The sequence below is a fragment of the Cupriavidus sp. F041 genome (assembly GCF_057814235.1).
The window spans coordinates 918,693-938,425 of record NZ_JBVASY010000001.1; the positions used below are offsets into that span (position 1 = coordinate 918,693).

The following is a 19,733-nucleotide window of genomic DNA, read 5'->3' on the forward strand; positions in this document are numbered from 1 at the left end:
TTCCGCCTCGCCAACAAGGCGAACAGGGAGATAGAACAATGGGCAACCCCAAAGCGAACCGGCGCGCCGGACCCGCCACGCGCGTCGGCATCGGCGCCATCCTGGCGGTGCTGGCCACGGCAGCGGTACTGCACGGCTGCGGCAGCGACAGCACGGACGCGGCAGCGGCCCCGGCCGCTCCCGCCGCGCCGGTCGTGCCGGCCGGCGATACAGCCAGCGCCAGCGCCAACATCCAGGCCGCGTGGGTAGAGATCGGCGACAGCAACCAGGCCATCGCCCGCGTCATCACCAGCTATACGGCGCCGGCCGCCGCCGCGGGCAGCGCACTGCCGTCGAATGCCCTGTGCCCGTTGCTGACGGTAGACGGCGTGCAGCAGCGCATGGCGCTGCGCGTGGGCGCCGGCACCATGCCGCTGCGCACCACCGCCAGCGCCCCTGCCGACTCCAAGCCATCGGACTTCCCGGTCTCGGTATGCGAAGCGACCCTGCCGGCCAATGCCGCCGCCGCCAGCGTGGCGGGCCAGACGCTGCCGCTGCCCAAGGCCCAGCCGCAGCGCGTGCTGGTGCTGGCCGACACCGGCTGCCGCCTGAAGAAGGCGGATAACGCCTACCAGCCTTGCAGCGACGGCACCGCGTGGCCGTTTGCCGCGCTCGCCGCCACCGCCGCCGGCATGAACCCCGACCTGGTCATGCATATCGGCGACTACCACTATCGCGAAAACCTCTGCCCGCCCGATATCGCCGGCTGCCAAGGCACGCCGTGGGGCTATGGCTGGGATACCTGGCAGGCCGACCTCTTCAAGCCCGCCGCCGCGCTGATGGCCAAGGCACCGTGGGTGGTGGTGCGCGGCAATCATGAGGAATGTGCCCGTGCCGGCCAGGGCTGGTTCCGCTTCCTCGATCCGCGCCCGTACTCGGACGCGCGCTCCTGCAATGACCCGGCCAACGACGGCAACGCCAACTACTCCGAGCCCTACGCCGTTGCGCTCGGCACCGGTTCGCAGGTCATCGTCTTCGACTCGGCCAAGGCCGGCAAGACCGCGCTGCCCACCAACGACCCGCAGTTCATCGCTTACCAGAAGCAGTTCCAGACGGTGGGCTGGCTCGCCGCCAGGCCGGGCATGAGCACCACCCTGTTCACCAACCACCATCCTATCCTGGCCTTTGCGCCGGTGGCGGGCAACAACCCCGCGCCGGGCAACCTGGCGCTGCAGTCGGTGATGAGCAACGCCAACGCCCAGGCTTATTACCCGGTCGGCGTGCATGTGGCGTTGCACGGTCACGTGCATGACTTCCAGGCCATCAATTTCGCCTCCGGCCACCCGGCCACCATCGTGTCCGGCAACGGCGGCGACAACCTGGACGTAGCGCTGCCCGATCCGCTGCCGACCGGCACGATTCCCGCGCCCGGCACCGTCATCGACAAGATCACCCATCACAGCAGCTTCGGCTTCGTGATGATGGAGCGCAACGCATCGCCCGCCACCGGCTGGACCTTCAAGGCCTATAGCGTGGCCGGCAAACTGATGGCTACCTGCGTGCAGACCTCCAATACGCTGGCTTGCGACAAGACCGGCTTCCTGGCGCCGTGAGCGCAGCCACGCGCGCCGCCATTGCCGTTCTGGCCTGCGTTGGCGGTGCCTGCCTGGCGGCGTCGCCGCCCGGCGTGGTGCTGACGCCGGGCGCCCCGCCCGCGGGCGTGGTGGCAACCATCGGCAATGGCACGCCAAAGGTCACCGCCAAGGTGGACCCCACCGCCGCCGTCTTCCGCCCCGATCTTGGCCTGGCCGCGCTGGGCAAGCGCATCTTCTTCGACGCCCGCCTGTCGGAGCCGCGCGGCACGTCCTGCGCCGCCTGCCACGACCCGGCGCGTGCCTTCGCGCCATCACTATCGCCCGCCGCTCTGGCCGGGCCGCACGTGCCCCAGGGCAGCCGGCCCGGCCGCTTCAGCCTGCGCAACGCGCCGTCGCTGCTTTACGTGCGCTACATTCCGCGCCGGCACTTCTACCAGGACGACGACGCGCCCTACGCGTCGCCCTTCGGCGGCCTGTTCGCCGACGGCCGCGCCGACACACTCGCGGAGCAGGCGCGCGGCCCCTTGTTCGATCCCAACGAGATGAACAACGGCACCCCCGCCAGCCTGCTGCGCAAGGTCAGGGGGACCGAGCTGGCACCCGCGCTGGCCCAGCACTTCGGCGCCGCGGTACAGACCGATCCCGAGCAAATGGTGAGGGCGCTGGGCAAGGCGCTGGAGGCCTACCTGCAGAGCGATGAGATGGCGCCCTTCAGTTCCCGCTTCGATGACTACCTGCGCCACCGCACGCCGCTGGCACCGCAGGAAGCGCGCGGCCTGGCCTTGTTCAAGAACCCGGACAAGGGCAACTGCATGAGCTGCCACACGCTGGCGGACACCGCCAGCCGTCCCGAGCGCTCGCTGTTTACGGATTTTGGCTACGACGCTATTGCCGTTCCGCGCAACCGCGCACTGGCCGCCAACCGCGACCCCGGCCATTTCGACAACGGCTTGTGCGACAGCGCCCGCCGCCTGCGCTGGCCCGAGCCGGAGCAATGGTGCGGCTATATCCGCACGCCCGGCCTGCGCAATGTGGCGGTGCGCCAGAGCTTCATGCACAACGGTGTGTTCACCACGCTGCGCGATGCGGTGGCGTTCTACAACACGCGCTCGACCGATCCGGGCAAGTGGTATCGCGGCGCCAGGACCTTCGACGACGTGCCGGCGGCCTACCGGGGAAACATCAACATCAACTCCACGCCGATGAACCGGCGCGCGGGAACAGCCCCGGCCATGACCGAAGCGGAGATCGACGATCTCGTGGCGTTCCTGCGAACGCTGACCGATGCGCCTTATGCCGGCCTCATGCCGGCCGCGGCGGCGGCACAGCGCTGACCGGCCCGGCTAAGCGCTGCGCCACGGCAGCGCCGGGCTGCCTCACGGCGCCGCGCAGACCGCGTCCGCTTCAAAGCCGCGAAAGACCCGTTGCGTAGGATCGGGCGTTGTTGCGATGGCGCCGCCCTCTGCCCGGACCAGCCGCAGCACCTGTCCGCCGCAACTCTTCGCGGCGGCATTGCGCTGAAAGCGGAACTCATACTCCCAGCCTGGCAGCGGCACAAAGGAAATGCCCACCGCGCACCGGTAAGGCTGGTCGTCGGCGGCCGATGCCGCCATCGCGGTCAGGTAGATCCGATGGCCTGCCAGCAACCACCGTTCGCGCGTGCGGCCGGGGGGCTCCGGCGAGATCCCCGTCATCGCCAGGCCGGGTTCCCTGCCCATCGCCGTGATCTGGTTTCCGGTCGCGCCCAGCAAGAGCGGCTTGGGCGGCTTGGGACATTTACCCGCATCCACCACGCTGAAGGTCGTGTTGTCTTCCGTATTGGTCAGCAACCGCACACGGGCGGCGGGTGCGCCGGTCTCGACCCGGTAGTGGGACACGCAGCCGGTCAGCGCGAGCGCCAGGAGCGATGCCGGGCCCAGAGGGATGCCCACTTTGCAGACTTTCGACATGGGAATGCGGGAAAGTTGGCTGTTGGCAAAGCATACGCGCATTGATTCGCCATGCGCGTCCACCGGATGCCCGATGGCGCCGGCCGCGATCCGCCAGGCACCGGCATGTTTGACATAGCTTTCCGCAGCGCGACGGCGTCCCGACGATCACGAACTGCGCGTCGCTGGGAACGCAGTCAATGGCGCCGCGATCGCGCGAACGCCGGCGCTGCGCGAAGGGGCGCTTAAGGAGATCCAAATTGACCGGAATGCGCGTCAAGCCCCATACTTCAGGGCGGGGAAGGATAGCGCGGACGCCGTAGGCGCCCTTTGCCGCAGCTAATGCGGCGTTTTCTGTTGCTCAATGTACTGGCGCACGATTTCGATGGGTGCGCCACCACAGCTCCCGGCGAAGTAGGACGGCGACCACAGCGCGCCGCCCCATAGCTTCTTGCCGATGCTGGGGTATTGCTTTTGTCGGATCATTCGGCTGGAAATGCCCTTGAGGCTGTTCACGAGCGACAACACCGCGACCTTTGGCGGGTAGTTCACCAGCACTGGTCGTCCTCGCCATCGAATTCCACCAGTTCGGATTCCAAGTCGCGGCAGACGCTGGCAAAGATGCCGCGCATATCGTCCAGAATTTCCTTGGTGAACACATCGTGCCGATATTTGGTCACAAGGGCCAAATGGACATGCATCAGGAAGACGCAGTGCCGACCGTGCCGAATGTCTTGGTTTGTACTCATAGGCCAACTGTACAATAGCCAGATGCGACGTCTCCAAGCCTTCAAATTCGAACTGATGCCGACCGGCGAGCAGCAGCGCGATTTGCGCCGCTTCGCTGGCTCGTGCCGGTTCGTCTACAACAAGGCGCTGGCGTTGCAGAAGACCCGTTACGAGCAGGGCGAGAAGAAGCTCGGCTATGCCGGGCTGTGCAAGGCACTCACCGAGTGGCGCAACGGCGCGGATACGCCCTGGTTGTCCGATGCGCCGGTTCATCCGCTGCAACAGACCTTGAAGGATCTGGAGCGGGCTTACCGGAACTTCTTCGCCAAGCGGTCAGCGTTCCCGAAGTTCAAGAAGAAAGGTCAATCAGACAGCTTCCGATATCCCGATTCGAAGCAGATCAAACTCGACCAGTGCAACAGCCGTATCTTCTTGCCCAAGCTCGGCTGGCTGCGTTATCGAAATAGCCGGGACGTGTTGGGCACGCTCAGGAACGCCACGATCAGTCTGTCGGGCTGCAAGTGGTATGTGAGCATCCAGACCGAGCGGGAGGTCGAACAGCCGGTGCCAAGCGCTGCCAGCGCGGTCGGCATCGACATGGGCATTGCCCGGTTCGCCACGTTTAGCGATGGGACGTTCCTCGCGCCGCTCAATAGCTTCAAAAGGCATGAGGCCCGGCTGCGCCGCTACCAGCGCGCAATGAGCCACAAGACAAAGTTCAGTAACAACTGGAAGAAGGCGAAAGCCCGTGTCCAGCGTATTCATACCCGCATCGGGAACGCCCGCCGCGACTACCTGCACAAAGCCACGACCACGATCAGCCAAAACCACGCGATGGTGTGTATCGAGGACTTGCAGGTTCGGAACATGTCCAGGTCGGCGGCAGGCGACACCGAAGCGCCGGGCAACAACGTTCGGGCCAAATCCGGTCTGAACAAATCCATCCTCGACCAAGGCTGGTTCGAGTTCCGCCGCCAGTTGGAATACAAGCTGGCATGGAACGGCGGCTGGCTGATTGCCGTGCCGCCTGCGAACACGAGCCGCACTTGCCCATGCTGCGGCCATGCGTCGGCGGATAACCGAACCACGCAAGCGAAGTTCGCGTGTGTGGCGTGCGGATTCGAGGAAAACGCCGATGTGGTCGGCGCGATCAATGTTTTGGCGCGGGGACACCGCGTTGCAGCCTGTGGAGAGTAGGTGCAGTCAGGCCGCTCTGCGAAGCAGGAACCCACCGAAGCGATTGCGCAGCTCATCGCGTAGCGCCGTAGGAATCCCCTGCCTTCAGGCAGGGGAGGATGTCAATTCGATTTCGTTCGGAATTACCCTCGCTTGAGCCATTGGCCCAGCCCTGCGTGGCTGTTCACGTGTGTTCGTATCTGTTCGCGGCTGCCCAGGGCGAGCCGGCATAAGAGAACAACAAGACAAAGACAACAACAGAGACAGCCCCACCGTGCCTCCCCGCCTGACCGACCTCCGACCCGTCCTGCCGATCCTGCTCGGCGCCTCCGTGATGCTCAGCCTGGCCATGGGCCTGCGGCAGAGCCTGGGCATCTTCATGCCGCCCCTGACCAGGGACATCGGCATCTCGGTGTCAGACTTCACGATTGCGATTGCGGTGCAGAACCTGGCCTGGGGCCTGCTCCAGCCGCTGGCCGGCGCGTGGGCCACGCGGGTAGGATTCCGGCCCCTGATGATGAGCGGCTCGCTGCTCTATGTGCTGGGACTGGTGCTGCTGGCCACCGCCCACGGCATCGTGGGCGTGACGTTCGGCGCCGGCGTGGCGATCGGGGCGTCGATGGCCTGCACTGGCAGCGCCATTTCCATGGCGGTCGCGGCACGCCCGGTGCCGGCCGCCTTGCGCAGCACGGTGCTGGGCATCGTGTCGGGTGCTGGCTCGCTCGGGGCCCTGGTAGCCGCGCCGATCGGGCAAATGGTGGCGCAATCCTACGGCTGGCGCGTGGGCCTGGCGGCCTTTGTCGTGCTAGCGCTGGTGATGCTGCCGGCCGCATGGTTTGCCGGCAACGTGGATCGCCTGCCGCTGCCCACGCCGCCGGGCGGCGTGCAGCAAAACGCGCGCGAGGCGCTTGGCACGGCCTTGCGGCACAAGGCCTTCCTGGTCATGGGCGCCGCTTATTTCGTCTGCGGCATGCAGCTGGTTTTCCTCACCACGCACCTGCCCTCGTATCTCGACGTCTGCGGCATGGACCCCATGCTCAGCGCCAAGGCCCTGGGCGTGATCGGCGGCTTCAACGTGCTGGGCAGCCTGTTCTTCGGCTGGGCCGGCGGCCGGGTCAACAAGCTCATGCTGCTCGGCACCATCTACACCGTGCGCTCGCTTGCGCTGACCTGGTACTTCTCGTCCGCGCCCACGCCCGGCAGCACCCTGGTGTTCGCCGCGGTGATGGGTTTCCTGTGGCTGGGCGTGGCGCCGCTGGTGGCAGGCTGGATCGCCGAGACCTTCGGCCTGCGCTGGCAGGCGATGCTTGGCGGCGTGGCGTTCTTCAGCCACCAGATCGGCAGCTTCGTCGGTGCGTTTGGCGGCGGGCTGGTCTACGATGCGCTGGGCTCTTATACTCTGGCGTGGCAAATCGGCGTGGCGCTGGGACTGTCCGCGGGACTGACGCAGATCGCCTTCGCGTTTGCCACCCGGCCGCGCCCGCCGCAGGTGGTCGCCACGTAAACGGCCCCGCCCGGCAGCCCGCAACGGGCGCCGGCATCCCGGCTGCGGCCGGAACGACAAGGAGGCAACCATCATGGCCCTGACGCTCCATGCTCATCCGCTGTCCTCGTTTTGCCACAAGGTGCTGATCGCGCTTTACGAGAACGGCACGCCGTTTTCCACCCATCTGGTCAACCTTGGCGAGCCGGACTCCCGCGCCGCCTTCCTGGCGCTCTGGCCCATCGGCAAGATGCCAGTCCTGCGCGACGACAGCCGCGGCCTGACGATCCCGGAAAGCACGATCATCATCGAGTATCTCGACCAGCACTACCCCGGCGCGCGCCCGCTGCTGCCTGCCACGGACGACGAGCGCCGCGAGGCTCGGCTATGGGACCGCACCTTCGACCACTACGTGCACCTCCCGATGCAGAAGATCGTGGGCGACCGGCTGCGGGCCGATGGCGAGCGCGATCCGCGCGGCATCGCAGACGCGCAGGCCACGCTGCGCACTTCCTATGACATGATCGAGCAGCACATGGCGGACAGGACCTGGATGGCGGGCGAGCATTTCACCCTGGCGGACTGCTCGGCGGAGCCGGCGCTGTTCTATGCGGGCATGGTGATGCCGTTCGCGCAAACGCATCCGCGCCTGGCCGCCTATGCGGAGCGCTTGTGGGGCCGCCCGTCCGTGCAACGTGTCATCGCCGAAGCCCGCCCCTACTTCCACCTGTTCCCGGTCAAGGACGCCATCCCGGCGCGCTTTCTGCGGGACGAGCCGCCGGTTGCCTGATCTTCCTTAGGGACGCCATTCGATGTCGTTGCCGCAATAGGGCGCGAGTCCGGGAACCGCGGGCTGGGGGGCAATGCGTCTGCGCGGCCAGCCGGCCGGAGCCACCTCCCGAGACGGCGAGTGACGTGTGCGACAGCCAGGCCTGCCCCATCGCCCGGCCATGGGCACCGCCCTGGTGCCTAAAGCCGGGATAGGGCCGCAATGGCCCTGCTACTCCGCGCTTTGATCCCCTGCCGCGCTGCTTAATATGCGGGCACGTGTTCTGCAGCGTGTGATCCGTCCCGCTCGCTGACTCTCCGATTTTTCGATTTGCTGGCGGGCGGCACCCCGTGGTACCGCTAATTCGTCCTCATCGCCCCGAGTGCGCTCCCGCCGCCCGGGGCGTCTTTTTTTTTTCGGCGCGGCCTGGTCAGCGCGGCGACCCGATATTACGGACCGGGTGGTCTACAATCATGGTTTCCATTCCTGCTGCACGATTCCATGGCACGACCGCGCGAATTCGACGAAGACGAGGTTCTCGACCTGGCACTCCGGGCATTTTGGGAAAACGGCTACGAGGGGACTTCGCTGGCAGACCTGCTCGAAGCCACCGGCCTGACAAAGTCGAGCCTCTATGGCGCGTTCGTCAACAAGGAGACGCTCTTCAGGAAAGTTCTCGAGCGCTACCATCAGCGCTATCTGGCCTTCCGGCAGGCTGCGCTGGCCGAGCCAACGCCTCGACGGATCGCCGAGCGATTGCTGCATGGCATGGTCGAACTGCACACTGGCGCGGGCACGCCGCACGGCTGCCTCGAGACGAATGCCGCCCTGGCTTGCTCGCCCGGCAACGAAGCCATACGGGAGGAGCTTGCGTCGAACCGCAACGCCATTTGCGACCTGCTGCGCGATCGGTTCGAAGACGTCCTGGCCAGCGGGAATGGCCAGTTGCCGAAGGGGATGACGGCAGACGGCGCCGCGCACTACATCGCCACCATCATCCAGGGCATGGCGGTGCGGGCCAAGAGCGGCGCGACGCGAGAGGATCTGCAATCCGTCGTCGAGGCCACATTGCTGTCCTGGCCCAAGCGCTGAACGCACGCCAGCCTCGCCTGCCGTGGGCCGCGACAGGCTTCTCGCCGGCCGCGCTCGTGATTGCCCGGATGGTGATGCAGCGCGGCCCGGCATACGTGCTTGCCGAGGAGAGCGCCTGATTACACCGGGTCCCGCCAGTGCGCGGTCTCGGCAACGAGCGCATCGATCAGTGCCGCCATGGATGGCCGCTTGAGCGCCGACTGCCGGACCAGCACGCCAATCTCGCGAAAGACCGGTTCGCCCGGCAGCGGTATTTCCACGACGTTGCGCGCTGACTTGAGCGGGACCAGTTCCGCGGGAATGATCGCGCAGCCCAGCCCCTCGTCCACCATCTGCAGGATCACCGCTGGCTCGTCCAGCTCCATGCTCTCGTCCACCCACAGCCGGTGGCGCCGGAGATAGCGGTCCACCAGCTGGCCGCCCATGGAATGCCGGTTGTAGCGGATGAATGGCAACGCCGCCAGCGCCGCCTTCAGCTCGCGCGGGGAGCCGGAGGGCGCGATGCCGACAAAGCGCTCCCGCATCAGCGGCACCCATTTGAGTTCCTGGGGAATGCCAAGCCTGGGCCTGATCAGGACGGCTACGTCAAGCTCGCGGGCATCCACCTGGGTAAGCAACTGGGTGGACATGCCGGGAACGATATTGACGTGCGCCTTGGGAAAGCCGGCGCGCAGGCGCTTCATGGCCTTGGGCAGCAGCGTGGCCTGCACGGTCGAGACGGCGCCAAGATCCAGCGGCGTGGTATCCGAGGCCGAATGCGCGCGGCCCTTCATCGACTCATAGAGCTCGACAAAGCGCATGGCATCCGGAAGCAGCTTGCGGCCCTCCTCGCTCAGTGCGACCGACTTGCCGGCCCGGTCGAACAGGGAGCATCCCAGGTCTTCCTCCAGCCGGCGGATCTGCGTGCTCACAGCGGACTGCGTGAGGGCCAGGCGCGCGCCGGTGGCGGAAAAGGACGAGGTTTCGGCGGCGCACAGGAAGGTACGGAAATAGCGGATCATCCGGTGCGGCTCATGGTCCGATCATGGTTTATATCTAAAATTTCTATGCTGAGCACAGAAATCATTCGTTTCATATTACGACTTCTGCTGATTACAATCAATGCAGACGCACTTCCGATAGCCCCAACCCACAAGAGCCCCTCCCATGAGCGCAACGCCGTTATTCCACCTGGCTTTTCCCGTCAACGACCTGGCAGAAGCCCGCCGCTTCTATGGCGGACTCCTCGGCTGCCCGGAAGGCCGCAGTTCCGATGCCTGGATCGATTTCAATTTCTACGGCCACCAGGTCGTCGCGCACCTCGCGCCGGAAGAATGCGGCCATCGCGCAACCAGTGCCGTCGATGGCGACGAGGTGCCGGTGCGGCACTTCGGCGCGATCCTGTCCATGGAAGACTGGGAAGCACTGGCCGACAAGCTGCGCGCCGCCGACACCCGGTTCGTGATCGAGCCGCATGTGCGCTTCAAGGGACAGGTCGGCGAGCAGGCCACGATGTTCTTCCTTGACCCGTCGGGCAACGCTCTTGAGTTCAAGGCCTTCGGCGACATCAGCCAGGTCTTTGCAAAGTAATCGCCTCCTCACATACGCCCCCAGGAACCCAGACATGACTGAATTCGTCATCCAGCCCGCCGGCCAGGCGAGCGTCGCCGTGGCCGGCAGCAGCGCCCGCTTCCCCATCCGCCGCGTGTTCTGCGTTGGCCGCAACTATGCGGCGCATGCGCGCGAGATGGGCAATGACCCGGACCGCGAACCGCCGTTCTTCTTCACCAAGCCGGCCGATGCGGTGGTGGCCGCGGAAGGAACCGTGCCCTATCCGCCACTGACGGATAACCTCCATCATGAAATCGAACTGGTGGTGGCCATCGGCAAAGGCGGCGCCAACGTCAAGCCGGAGCAGGCGCTCGAACTAGTGTGGGGCTACGGCGTGGGCGTGGACCTGACTCGCCGCGACCTGCAGGACACCGCCAAGAAGATGAGCCGCCCGTGGGACTTGTCGAAGGGCTTCGACGCCTCCGCCCCGTGCGGTGCGCTGCAGCCCGCTGCCAGCGTCGGGCACCCCGCCCAGGGCCACGTATGGCTCAAGGTCAATGGCGAGCCCCGCCAGGAAGGCGACCTGAACGAGCTGATCTGGCCAGTGGCGGACGTCATTGCCTACGTATCGCAGAGCCTGACCCTGGCGCCGGGCGACCTGATCTTCACCGGCACGCCGGCTGGCGTCGGTGCGCTGCAGCCGGGCGATGCGGTGACCGCGGGCGTCGAAGGCGTCGGCGAGATCGCTTTCCGGATCGGCAAGCGCTGAGGCGAACGCGGCAAGGCCACTCATTGTATTTCCAGGTGCATCCGGGCCCGGTTCCTGTTCGTGCCCGGCCCATTCCCCGCCGGGCCGTTTCAGCAGCAACAAAACGCTGCGACGGCTCGCGGGGATAACCATCCAGGTGCGCCAATAGCGATTTCGTTTAGTAAGACATCCTACGACGAAAACGTCTAAAGCGGCAGGCGGACGCTATCCGCCCCCAGGCCGGAGCGCCAGTCCCGGGCCGTCGCTAAATTTATAGAAACAGACGATCATTGCCGACACTTCCCGCCGTCGCTTGACGAAGCGCGTGTAAAGCTTATACTTGGCCCAAGTTGTACGATAACCTATAAGTCGGTGGCACAGGACAACCAGCGCCGGACAAACCCATGCGAGGAGAGACAATGCGCGAGAACCGGATTCGGAAAATGTGGGCGGAGGGGCATGCTGTCGTCAACGGCTGGCTGTCCATCCCCAGCGGCTTCGCCGCGGAGACCATGGCCCACCAGGGCTGGGATTCACTGACGGTGGACCTGCAGCATGGCGCCGTCGACTACCGCGACGCCATCACCCTGTTCACCGCGATCTCCACCACGGACACCGTGCCCGTGGTACGGGTGCCGTGGAACGAGCCGGGCATCCTGATGAAGGTGCTCGACGCCGGCGCGTACGGTGTCATCTGCCCGATGATCAATACCCGCGAAGACGCGGAACGGTTCGTCGCCGCCACCCACTACCCGCCGCTGGGCACGCGCAGCTTCGGACCGATCCGCGGCTTGCTTTATGGCGGCGCCGACTATCCGGAACACGCCAACGAGACCATCGTCACCTTCGCGATGATCGAGACCATGCAGGGGCTCAACAACCTGGACGACATCCTCTCGGTCCAGGGGCTCGATGCCGTCTATATCGGCCCGTCCGATTTGTCGCTGGCGCTCGGTTGCAGGCCCACCTTCGACGATGTCGACCCGCCCGTCGCCGACGCCATTGCGCATGTGCTGTCGCGCGCCAAGGCCCACGGGGTAGTCGCCGGCATCCACAACGGCGCGCCCGAGGCGGCATTGCGCCGGATCGAACAGGGCTTCCAGTTTGTCACGGTGGGCTCCGATGCCCGGCTGATGGCGGCCGGTGCCAGGCAGGTGGTCACGCAGATGCGTGCCGGGCAAGCCACCCCGGGGCAGGCATCGGGCTATTGATGTCTTTGATTTGCGGTTTGCGATTTGAAAACACCGGCATCGCGGCGTCCGCGATGCCGGTGCCAGCACTAATGGAGAACAAAAGTGAAGCTTGGATTTATCGGCCTTGGCATCATGGGCACCCCGATGGCGGCGAACCTCATCGCCGGCGGCCACGAAGTCAGCTTGTCCAGCCGCAGCGGCGTGCCGCGCAGCTTGCTGGACAGCGGCGGCGTGGCCTGCGGCAGCGGCAAGGAAGTGGCCGAACGGGCCGACGTGATCTTCCTGATGGTGCCGGACACGCCCCACGTGGAAGCGGCGCTGTTCAACGAGGGCGGCATTGCCGACAGACTGAGCGCCGGCAAGATCGTGGTAGACATGAGTTCGATCTCGCCTATCGCCACCAAGGCATTTGCCAAGCGTATTGATGCGCTCGGCTGCCAGTACCTGGATGCGCCGGTATCGGGCGGCGAGGTCGGCGCGCGCAATGCCACGCTGTCCATCATGGTGGGCGGACCGGAGGCTACCTTCGAAACGGTGAGGCCGCTGTTCGAACTGATGGGCAAGAACATCACGCTGGTGGGCGACAACGGCGCGGGGCAAACCGCCAAGGTCGCCAACCAGATCATCGTGGCGCTGAACATCGAGGCGGTCGCCGAAGCGCTGCTGTTCGCGTCCAAGGCCGGCGCGGACCCGGCGCGCGTGCGCCAGGCGCTGATGGGCGGCTTTGCCTCCTCCAAGGTGCTGGAAGTACATGGCGAACGCATGATCAAGCGCACGTTCGAACCGGGTTTCCGCATCGGGCTGCACCAGAAGGACCTGAACCTTGCGCTGTCGAACGCCCGGGAGATGGGGCTGTCGCTGCCGAATACCGCTACCTGCCAGGAATTGTTCAATGCGTGCACAAGCCATGGTGGCGCGGGCTGGGATCATTCGGGGCTGGTCCGGGCGCTTGAGCTGATGGCCAACCATGAAGTCGCTCCCAAGCAAGACTGAAGCGCTCCGCCCCGCAGCAACCATGCGATCCGGACCGGATTCCACGCCGACCGGATCGCAGGCAGCATCGGTGGTGAACGGTTGGTGCAAAGCAAAGTGCGGTGCCGTGCAAATACGGAAATTTCCGAAGGGCGAGCGACCGCATACGCAGTATGCTTTTGCGAGCCCGCCACTCTCGCGTTGGAGCAGGCGGACCTCCACACTATGAGGAGCTTGCATTGCGTCCCACCGACCGAGCCGGTCCCAAGCCGATCGCCAGCGCCGGCAGTCCGACTGATCCGCCCTTCGTCTTCAGCACGCTAAGCGATCTCATCGCCGAAGTGCTCAGCCTGAGCCGTCCCGCCGAACCCGGGGATCAGCCCCGCGTAGCCGAACTGACCGACCGGATCGATGCGCTGAACCGCAGCCTCGGCGAGCGCATGGCGAACGGCTGCGCCGAATTGCAGAGTGTCAGCGCCGGCCTGGACAGCGTGCTGCAGCTAGCGGAGCTGCAGAGCGAGAAAGCAGAAGAAGCCTATGGCTTGTACTGCCTGCTGAAGCTGCTGAAGCTGCAGCTGGATAACGCGGTGGAAGACATGCACCGGCTGCTTTGAGCGACACATCGTACGCGTTCGCTCCCCCCGCGGACCGGAGAACTTTAGGGAAATCCTGTCGATACCCGAGCCGCGCCCCTCCCGTCAGCGATCGACAATCGTGCCGAGATTGACCCGCACACGCTGGAGCAGGCGGATCAACTGCTCCCGTTCCTGCGCGTTGAGCCCTGCCAGCGCTTCCGCGGCAACCTCATCCCCGACCCGGCGCGCCTTGTCCAGCGCCTTCTCCGCCTTGGGCGTCATGCGCACCACCCGTTCCCGGCGGTCCGCGGGGTTCGGCAGCCGTTCGATCCAGCCGCCCTCTTCCATCCGGTCCAGCAGGCGGCCAGCCGAAATCGGCGCGACTTCAAGCAAGTCGGCCAGCCGCACCTGGTTGACTTCACCGTAGTGCGACAGGTAGGCAAGCGCGCGGCATTGCGCCCTGGTGAGATCAAGGGACGACTTCGCCAGGTCGTCGAAGCGCTTGCCGCTGAGCCGGCCGACGTCCGAGACCAGGAAGCCAAAGCGTTTTTCCAGTTTCGTTTCCATGGCGCGATTGTACAAACCGTGCTTATCCGGTTAGCTCCCAAACCTACTAGATGTAGTGGGTAGCGATTTTTTTGCATAGAGCTCGGCATAGGTCGGCGCGGTGACGTCACCAGCGATGCCGAGCAGGGAGCGAAACGCGTTGAAGGGATAGAAACGGCGGTTGAAGCGGAAGGTGAATTCGTTGAGATAGGCTTGTAGGTGCTGCGGGCTGACACCGTGATGAATACCGCGCAGCCAGGTCTTGAGATTGGAGAACACAAGGTGAATGATCGGCAGGAAGGTTTCGGCCACTTGCATGTCACCGCGCTGCGCGATGGCGATATGGCCATAGCCGCGCTCGCCCAGCTTGGCATAACCGCCCCAGTCGTCGGTGATGATGGTTGCCCCGGGTGCAACGGTACGCTCGATGAATCCGCCCAGCGACCGGGCACTTCGGTCAGGAACCAGAGCGAGCCGAACTCGTCCGGCATACCGTCCGCTCTTGCGTTTGTTGCGGCTGCCGGAAAGCTTGCGTTGCCGAACCTCGACAGCGCCGGCCACAAGAACCATGTCGTGCACGCCCCTGCCTTTGCCGCGAGTACGCCCACCGACGTAGGCCTCATCGGCCTCGACGTGTTCCTCAGGCTTGCCACCAATCCGATCCTGGTCGGGGCGCACCATGCCGGCGCGCAACTTGTGGAGTATCTGGAAGGCGGTCTCGTAACGCGACAGGCCGAGTTGGCGCTGGAACTGAACTGCCGACATGCCAGGCGTCTGACTGGCGACCAGATACGCCGCCCAGAACCAAACCGACAGCGGTGTGTGCGTGCGCTCCATGACGGTGCCAGCAGTGAGGCTCGTGTCGCGTGTGCAATGGCGACAACGGAAAACGCCGGGGCGATTGGCAAAGCGGTACGGCTCACCAAGCAAGCCACAGTGGTCACAAATGAACCCATCGCTCCATCGAGCGCGCTCAAGGTAGGCCATGCATGCCGCTTCGTCTGGAAACATCCGCTGAAACTCCGGCAGCGAGCCCGGAAACGGCAGATCGCCTCGGTCAAGCACATCAATAACCATGGCTGCCCCGGGTTGGCACAGATGCCCAACATACTATCGGTAGAGGGCTTGCGAGACAACCGGATAAGCACGGTACAAACATCTGCCTCCGTGGACGCGGTACCGCCAGCGAAAACCGGCTTGCCACGCCTTGTCGCGTCCGTATAATAAGCATGCTTATCATATCCCTGTCCACCAGGCTGCCTTATCCATGTCCTCCGAAGCGGTAGCAGGGCGCGTAGCGATGCCGCTCAACCGGCCCATGATCACCATCTCGATCATGGCCGCCACCCTGATCCAGACACTCGACAGCACCATCGCCAATGTGGCGCTGCCGCATATGCAAGGCAGCCTGTCGGCATCGCAGGATGAAATCACATGGGTGCTGACCTCGTACATCGTCGCTGCCGCGATCGCCACGCCGCTGACCGGCTGGCTGTCGGACCGGCTCAGCGTGAAGCGTCTGCTGGCCATCTCGATCACGGGCTTCACCATCGCTTCCGCGTTCTGCGGGCTCTCGGACACACTTGCGCAGATCGTGGCCTCCCGGCTGCTGCAAGGCATCTTCGGGGCGTCGCTGGTACCGCTGTCGCAATCGATCCTGCTAGACATCAATCCCCGCGAAAAGCAGGGTCAGGCGATGGCGGTCTGGGGAATGGGGGTGATGGTGGGGCCGATTCTCGGCCCGACGCTGGGTGGCTGGCTGACCGACAGCTATAACTGGCGATGGGTGTTCTTCATCAACGTGCCGATTGGCGCCTTCGCGCTGTTTGGTGTGCTGTCGTTCCTGCCCGCCAGGGCGGCGGAGCGGGCAGTGAAGTTCGATGCCTTCGGCTTTATCACGCTGGGCCTGGCGATCGGCGCGCTGCAGGCCATGCTGGACCGCGGCGAGCAGCTCGACTGGTTTGGCTCGCTGGAGATCCGCATCGAAGCCATCCTGGCCGGAGTGAGTTTCCTCTACTTCCTCGCGCACACGGCCACCGCCGGGCCGAAGTCGTTTTTCCGCTACCAGTTGCTGAAGGACCGCAACTTCGCCACCGGCGCCTGCTTTATCTTCGTGATCGGCGCGGTCATGTACGCCACCCGTGCACTGCTGCCGCCGATGTTGCAGAACCTGATGGGCTATCCCGTCGCCACCACCGGACTGGTCACCGCGCCAAGCGGCGCGGGCACCATGCTCTCAATGCTGCTGGCCGGGCGCCTGCTCAAGCGCATCGACGCGCGCGTGCTGCTGCTGTCAGGCTTCCTGATCTCCGCCTTCGCGCTGTGGCAGATGATGCAGTACACCGTTGTGCTGTCGGTCTCCGACATCGTCTGGCCCGGCATCATCCAGGGCTTCGGGCTGGGGCTGGTGTTCGTGCCGCTCAGCGCGCTGACGTTCTCCACGCTCGCCCCGGAACTGCGCGCGGACGGCACCGCCACCTACAGCCTGATGCGCAATATCGGCAGCAGTATCGGCATCTCCGTCATCCAGACCTTGATGACGCGCAACACACAGGTTGCCCACGCCGACCTGGCTGCCAATGTGAGCGTGTACAACCCGGCCATGCAGGCGCTGCTGGCAAGCGGCTCGCGCTACGACCTGGCCATGCTCAACCAGTCGATCAACCAGCAGGCCTCGATGATCGCCTACCTCAACGATTTCAAGGTCATGTTCCTCGCGACCCTGCTGGTGGTGCCGCTGATCCTGCTGATCAAGCCCACGCACCATGCCGGCGGCGACGCGGTCGCGCATGCGGCCATGGACTGATGCACAGCTAGCCTGCCGCCCTGCCGAGCCTCTGCCGGTGGTCCAGGTATTCCGCCACGGCGCGCTGGAACACGGGCAGCTTGCCGGTGAAGAAGTGGTTGGCGCCGGGCACCACCACAACGGGCAACTCCTGCGGGCGCGCCCAGTCGAACACCGCTTGCAACGGTACGCTGGTGTCCAGTTCACCGTGGATGACGAAGGTATCGGCAGGCACCGCGGGCGTGTCGTAGTGGCGGCCACCGGCGGCCGGGCCTGCCGGCATGCCGGCCAGGAACAGGTGTGCGATCTGTTCTCCGTCCTCCAGCAACTGCTTTGCCACGCGCGTCTGCACATAGGCGCCGAATGAGAAGCCGGCCAGCGCCAGCGGCAGGTCCGGGTGCGCCTGCCTGAGATGCCGGACGGCCAGAAGCATGTCATCCGTTTCGCCCTGCCCTGCGTCGTGACTGCCCTGCGTACCGCCCACGCCCCGGAAGTTGGGCCGCACGGCCAGATAGCCGCGCGCCTGGAAGATCCTGGCCAGCGCCACCGGAATCTTGTGCTCGGCGCTGCCGCCAAGCAGAGGATGCGGGTGCGCGATCACCGCGATGCCGGCAGGAGGCCCTGGCGGCGAATCCGCCAGGGCCTCGATGCGGCCGGCGGCGCCATCGAACCAGATGCGATTGTCTGAGGGAGGAAGCGAAGACATAGGGTGTGGGAGGTAAGACACAGGCAGTGGAAAAGCGGGCCGGTCAGCGCTGATGCCAGGGCCGCGGCCGCGAAGCCGCATTGTAATGCCGGAGCGCGCGCGTGGCAGTCGGCAGCATGGCGGAGGATTCGGTCGCCCTTCTGATCGGATTGTTCGGCGCCATGCTTGACGCAGCCATCACGGGATGACGGCGCGCCGGCGCCATGCAGCCGGGCCCGACGCCAAGTAGAATGCTCCTCGCCATTCAAAAGACAGGAGATAACGCCCATGACAATCCCCGCTACGTTGGAGTGCCTTTGCGGCCAGGTCCAGCTTCGTATTGACGGAGCGCCCGTGGCCAAAGCCAATTGCCATTGCCAGGCTTGCCGGGATTTCTATGCGACGCCGGTATTTGCCGCCACGGCCTGGGAGCCGGCGCACGTACGGGTGGAACGCGGCGCCGAACACCTGGCCACGTACCACCACAGAACGCGGCAACTCGAACGCCAGTTCTGCCGGCAGTGCGGCGAGACGCTGTTCGGCACCAACCGGCTTGGCATGTCGGTCATTCCCAACAGCCTCTTCGCGCGGGCAAGTGGCGGCGCGCTACCGGAGGCCCTGCAACCGGCCATGCACCTGTTCTACCGGCATCGCGTGGTGGACGTGGACGATCAGTTGCCGAAGTTTCTGGATGGATGGGATGGCCCGCTGCACAAGGCAGGGTTCTGAGCCGCCCGGCAAGCTCGCGCTCATTGAGGTTGCAGATGTACGGCGGGTTGGTCACGCGCGGCCCGTCGGCATCGCAGGCTTCGCGCCAGCGGGGCGCTCCCGCAGATGGCGCCGAACCAGAATCTATCTCTCCAACCCCGGCTATTGGCGCACCGGCGTGCCCCGCGCGGGCATTGTCATGGCAGCGACGCCGGCAACCACGCACGCCAGGCCGGCCCATGCCCCGGCCGTAAGCGACTCGCCGAGAAACACGATGCCGATGGCGACGCCGATCGGCACGCGCAGATAGGCTTGCGCCGTGGTCCCCACCGGACCCAGTGTGCGCACCAGGCGAAAGTAGATGACAAAAGCCAGCGTGGTGGAAAAAACCGATAGCGCCAGCAAGGCAGCCAGCGACGACATTGACGGATGCAGCGTCCAGGGCCGGTCGATGACCAGGCTTGCCGGCACCAGCAATGCCGCCCCCACGATCATCGAGCCGGCCGCCGGCGCCGCCGGGGCCAGGTCCCTGAACGAGCGGCCGTAGATGGCCGCGCCGGCATAGCAGGCCGTGGCGGCAACAATGGCGAGTTGCGGCAACAATTGTTGCCCGATGCCGCCCAGCACGCTGGTGCCGACGATCATGCAAATGCCTGCGAGCCCGGCGATCACGCCGAACAGCTTGCGCGCCGTGATGCGTTCGTGGCGGGTGACCAGCCAGGTTCCCAGCACGGCCATCACCGGCGAGGCGGCGTTCAGGATCGTTGCCAGGCCGGCCGGAACCGACTGCTCGGCCCAGGCGATGAGCGTGAAGGGCACCACGCTGTTCAGCATGGCCTGCACGGCAAAGCGGCGCCAGGTTGCCGCGCCGCGCGGCATCGGCATGCCCCTGGCGGCCATCCAGGCCACCAGCAGCGCGGCGGCGATCAGCGTTCTTGCCGCGATCAGCGTCACCGGGGGAATCGTGGCAACGCCGAGCCGGATAAAGGTGTAGGACGCGCCCCATAGCGTGGACAAGGCCAGCAGCAGCGCCAGGTCCGGCGCGGGGCCGCTGGCGTGGGCGCGGGCCGCGCCCGCATCCGCGCTGGGGTTGGCTGGCATGCGGTTCTCCCGGGGAAGGCATCGCAACCATTGTGGACGCGCGATGCGGAAGAACGTTTCAGCGTGCGCTGAACGATGGATTGCACGCCATGCACCGGCGCGCTCATCTGGCAGCCCTTGACGAAGTTACGCTTTCACC

At 65.6% G+C, this 19,733-nt stretch carries 19 protein-coding genes and 1 pseudogene; 13 read left to right on the forward strand and 7 right to left on the reverse strand.

What is annotated here, in order from left to right; all coding sequences use genetic code 11:
* Window positions 1-38: 38 nt before the first annotated feature.
* Window positions 39-1,592: a metallophosphoesterase gene (locus tag ACZY0R_RS04235; protein WP_488857270.1), complete on the forward strand. Its 1,554-nt coding sequence runs from the start codon at window positions 39-41 to the stop codon at window positions 1,590-1,592.
* A gap of 20 nt (window positions 1,593-1,612) precedes the next feature.
* Window positions 1,613-2,908 carry a cytochrome-c peroxidase gene (locus ACZY0R_RS04240; protein WP_488859496.1) on the forward strand — a complete coding sequence of 432 codons (1,296 nt, stop codon included), beginning with the start codon at window positions 1,613-1,615 and terminating at the stop codon, window positions 2,906-2,908.
* A gap of 42 nt (window positions 2,909-2,950) precedes the next feature.
* On the opposite strand, the gene ACZY0R_RS04245 is transcribed toward ACZY0R_RS04240, so the two are convergent.
* Window positions 2,951-3,586, reverse strand: coding sequence for a hypothetical protein (locus tag ACZY0R_RS04245; protein ID WP_488857272.1), 636 nt, complete (start codon window positions 3,584-3,586; stop codon window positions 2,951-2,953).
* A 255-nt stretch (window positions 3,587-3,841) separates the two neighbouring features.
* A pseudogene (tnpA, locus tag ACZY0R_RS04250) lies at window positions 3,842-4,251 on the reverse strand (IS200/IS605 family transposase).
* 22 nt (window positions 4,252-4,273) lie between these two features.
* Here tnpA and ACZY0R_RS04255 point away from each other — a divergent pair.
* The 4 genes from ACZY0R_RS04255 (at window position 4,274) to ACZY0R_RS04270 (ending at window position 8,751) form a co-directional block, all read left to right on the forward strand.
* Window positions 4,274-5,428 (forward strand): RNA-guided endonuclease InsQ/TnpB family protein, encoded by a 1,155-nt coding sequence (locus ACZY0R_RS04255; protein WP_488857273.1) that lies wholly within the window; start codon window positions 4,274-4,276, stop codon window positions 5,426-5,428.
* A 313-nt stretch (window positions 5,429-5,741) separates the two neighbouring features.
* Window positions 5,742-6,911 carry an MFS transporter gene (locus ACZY0R_RS04260; RefSeq protein WP_488859497.1) on the forward strand — a complete coding sequence of 390 codons (1,170 nt, stop codon included), beginning with the start codon at window positions 5,742-5,744 and terminating at the stop codon, window positions 6,909-6,911.
* A 73-nt stretch (window positions 6,912-6,984) separates the two neighbouring features.
* The gene (locus ACZY0R_RS04265) at window positions 6,985-7,680 is read left to right on the forward strand and encodes a glutathione S-transferase family protein (RefSeq protein ID WP_488857274.1); all 696 of its coding nucleotides are present in this window, start codon (window positions 6,985-6,987) and stop codon (window positions 7,678-7,680) included.
* A 480-nt stretch (window positions 7,681-8,160) separates the two neighbouring features.
* Window positions 8,161-8,751 carry a TetR/AcrR family transcriptional regulator gene (locus ACZY0R_RS04270; RefSeq protein WP_488857275.1) on the forward strand — a complete coding sequence of 197 codons (591 nt, stop codon included), beginning with the start codon at window positions 8,161-8,163 and terminating at the stop codon, window positions 8,749-8,751.
* Between the two features lie 119 nt (window positions 8,752-8,870).
* Here the strand turns inward: ACZY0R_RS04270 and ACZY0R_RS04275 are convergent, their stop codons facing one another.
* Entirely contained in the window at window positions 8,871-9,752 is an 882-nt protein-coding gene (locus ACZY0R_RS04275) for a LysR family transcriptional regulator (protein WP_488857277.1), read from the reverse strand.
* A gap of 145 nt (window positions 9,753-9,897) precedes the next feature.
* Between ACZY0R_RS04275 and ACZY0R_RS04280 the strand changes: the two genes are divergently transcribed.
* The 5 genes from ACZY0R_RS04280 (at window position 9,898) to ACZY0R_RS04300 (ending at window position 13,808) form a co-directional block, all read left to right on the forward strand.
* On the forward strand, window positions 9,898-10,320 hold the full coding sequence (locus tag ACZY0R_RS04280) for a VOC family protein (RefSeq protein ID WP_045241223.1): 423 nt from the start codon (window positions 9,898-9,900) through the stop codon (window positions 10,318-10,320).
* A gap of 34 nt (window positions 10,321-10,354) precedes the next feature.
* Window positions 10,355-11,050 carry a fumarylacetoacetate hydrolase family protein gene (locus ACZY0R_RS04285; RefSeq protein ID WP_488857279.1) on the forward strand — a complete coding sequence of 232 codons (696 nt, stop codon included), beginning with the start codon at window positions 10,355-10,357 and terminating at the stop codon, window positions 11,048-11,050.
* Window positions 11,051-11,448: 398 nt separating this feature from the next.
* Window positions 11,449-12,240, forward strand: coding sequence for an HpcH/HpaI aldolase family protein (locus ACZY0R_RS04290; RefSeq protein WP_045241221.1), 792 nt, complete (start codon window positions 11,449-11,451; stop codon window positions 12,238-12,240).
* Window positions 12,241-12,324: 84 nt separating this feature from the next.
* Window positions 12,325-13,215 (forward strand): 2-hydroxy-3-oxopropionate reductase, encoded by an 891-nt coding sequence (gene glxR / locus ACZY0R_RS04295; RefSeq protein WP_488857281.1) that lies wholly within the window; start codon window positions 12,325-12,327, stop codon window positions 13,213-13,215.
* A 218-nt stretch (window positions 13,216-13,433) separates the two neighbouring features.
* Window positions 13,434-13,808, forward strand: coding sequence for a DUF1484 family protein (locus ACZY0R_RS04300; protein ID WP_488857282.1), 375 nt, complete (start codon window positions 13,434-13,436; stop codon window positions 13,806-13,808).
* Window positions 13,809-13,892: 84 nt separating this feature from the next.
* Here the strand turns inward: ACZY0R_RS04300 and ACZY0R_RS04305 are convergent, their stop codons facing one another.
* The gene (locus ACZY0R_RS04305; protein ID WP_488857283.1) at window positions 13,893-14,336 is read right to left on the reverse strand and encodes a MarR family winged helix-turn-helix transcriptional regulator; all 444 of its coding nucleotides are present in this window, start codon (window positions 14,334-14,336) and stop codon (window positions 13,893-13,895) included.
* Window positions 14,337-14,366: 30 nt separating this feature from the next.
* Window positions 14,367-15,392 carry an IS1595 family transposase gene (locus tag ACZY0R_RS04310; RefSeq protein WP_488857284.1) on the reverse strand — a complete coding sequence of 342 codons (1,026 nt, stop codon included), beginning with the start codon at window positions 15,390-15,392 and terminating at the stop codon, window positions 14,367-14,369.
* 190 nt (window positions 15,393-15,582) lie between these two features.
* On the opposite strand from ACZY0R_RS04310, the gene ACZY0R_RS04315 reads away from it, so the two are divergent.
* Complete coding sequence (locus ACZY0R_RS04315) at window positions 15,583-17,121, forward strand: DHA2 family efflux MFS transporter permease subunit (protein WP_488857285.1); 1,539 nt, start codon at window positions 15,583-15,585, stop codon at window positions 17,119-17,121.
* A gap of 7 nt (window positions 17,122-17,128) precedes the next feature.
* Here ACZY0R_RS04315 and ACZY0R_RS04320 read toward each other — a convergent pair whose 3' ends face one another.
* Window positions 17,129-17,806: an alpha/beta hydrolase gene (locus ACZY0R_RS04320; protein WP_488857286.1), complete on the reverse strand. Its 678-nt coding sequence runs from the start codon at window positions 17,804-17,806 to the stop codon at window positions 17,129-17,131.
* 267 nt (window positions 17,807-18,073) lie between these two features.
* Here ACZY0R_RS04320 and ACZY0R_RS04325 point away from each other — a divergent pair, with 267 nt between their 5' ends.
* The gene (locus ACZY0R_RS04325; RefSeq protein ID WP_488857287.1) at window positions 18,074-18,514 is read left to right on the forward strand and encodes a GFA family protein; all 441 of its coding nucleotides are present in this window, start codon (window positions 18,074-18,076) and stop codon (window positions 18,512-18,514) included.
* Window positions 18,515-18,655: 141 nt separating this feature from the next.
* Here the strand turns inward: ACZY0R_RS04325 and ACZY0R_RS04330 are convergent, their stop codons facing one another.
* Window positions 18,656-19,594, reverse strand: coding sequence for a DMT family transporter (locus ACZY0R_RS04330; protein WP_488857288.1), 939 nt, complete (start codon window positions 19,592-19,594; stop codon window positions 18,656-18,658).
* Between the last annotated feature and the right edge of the window lie 139 nt (window positions 19,595-19,733).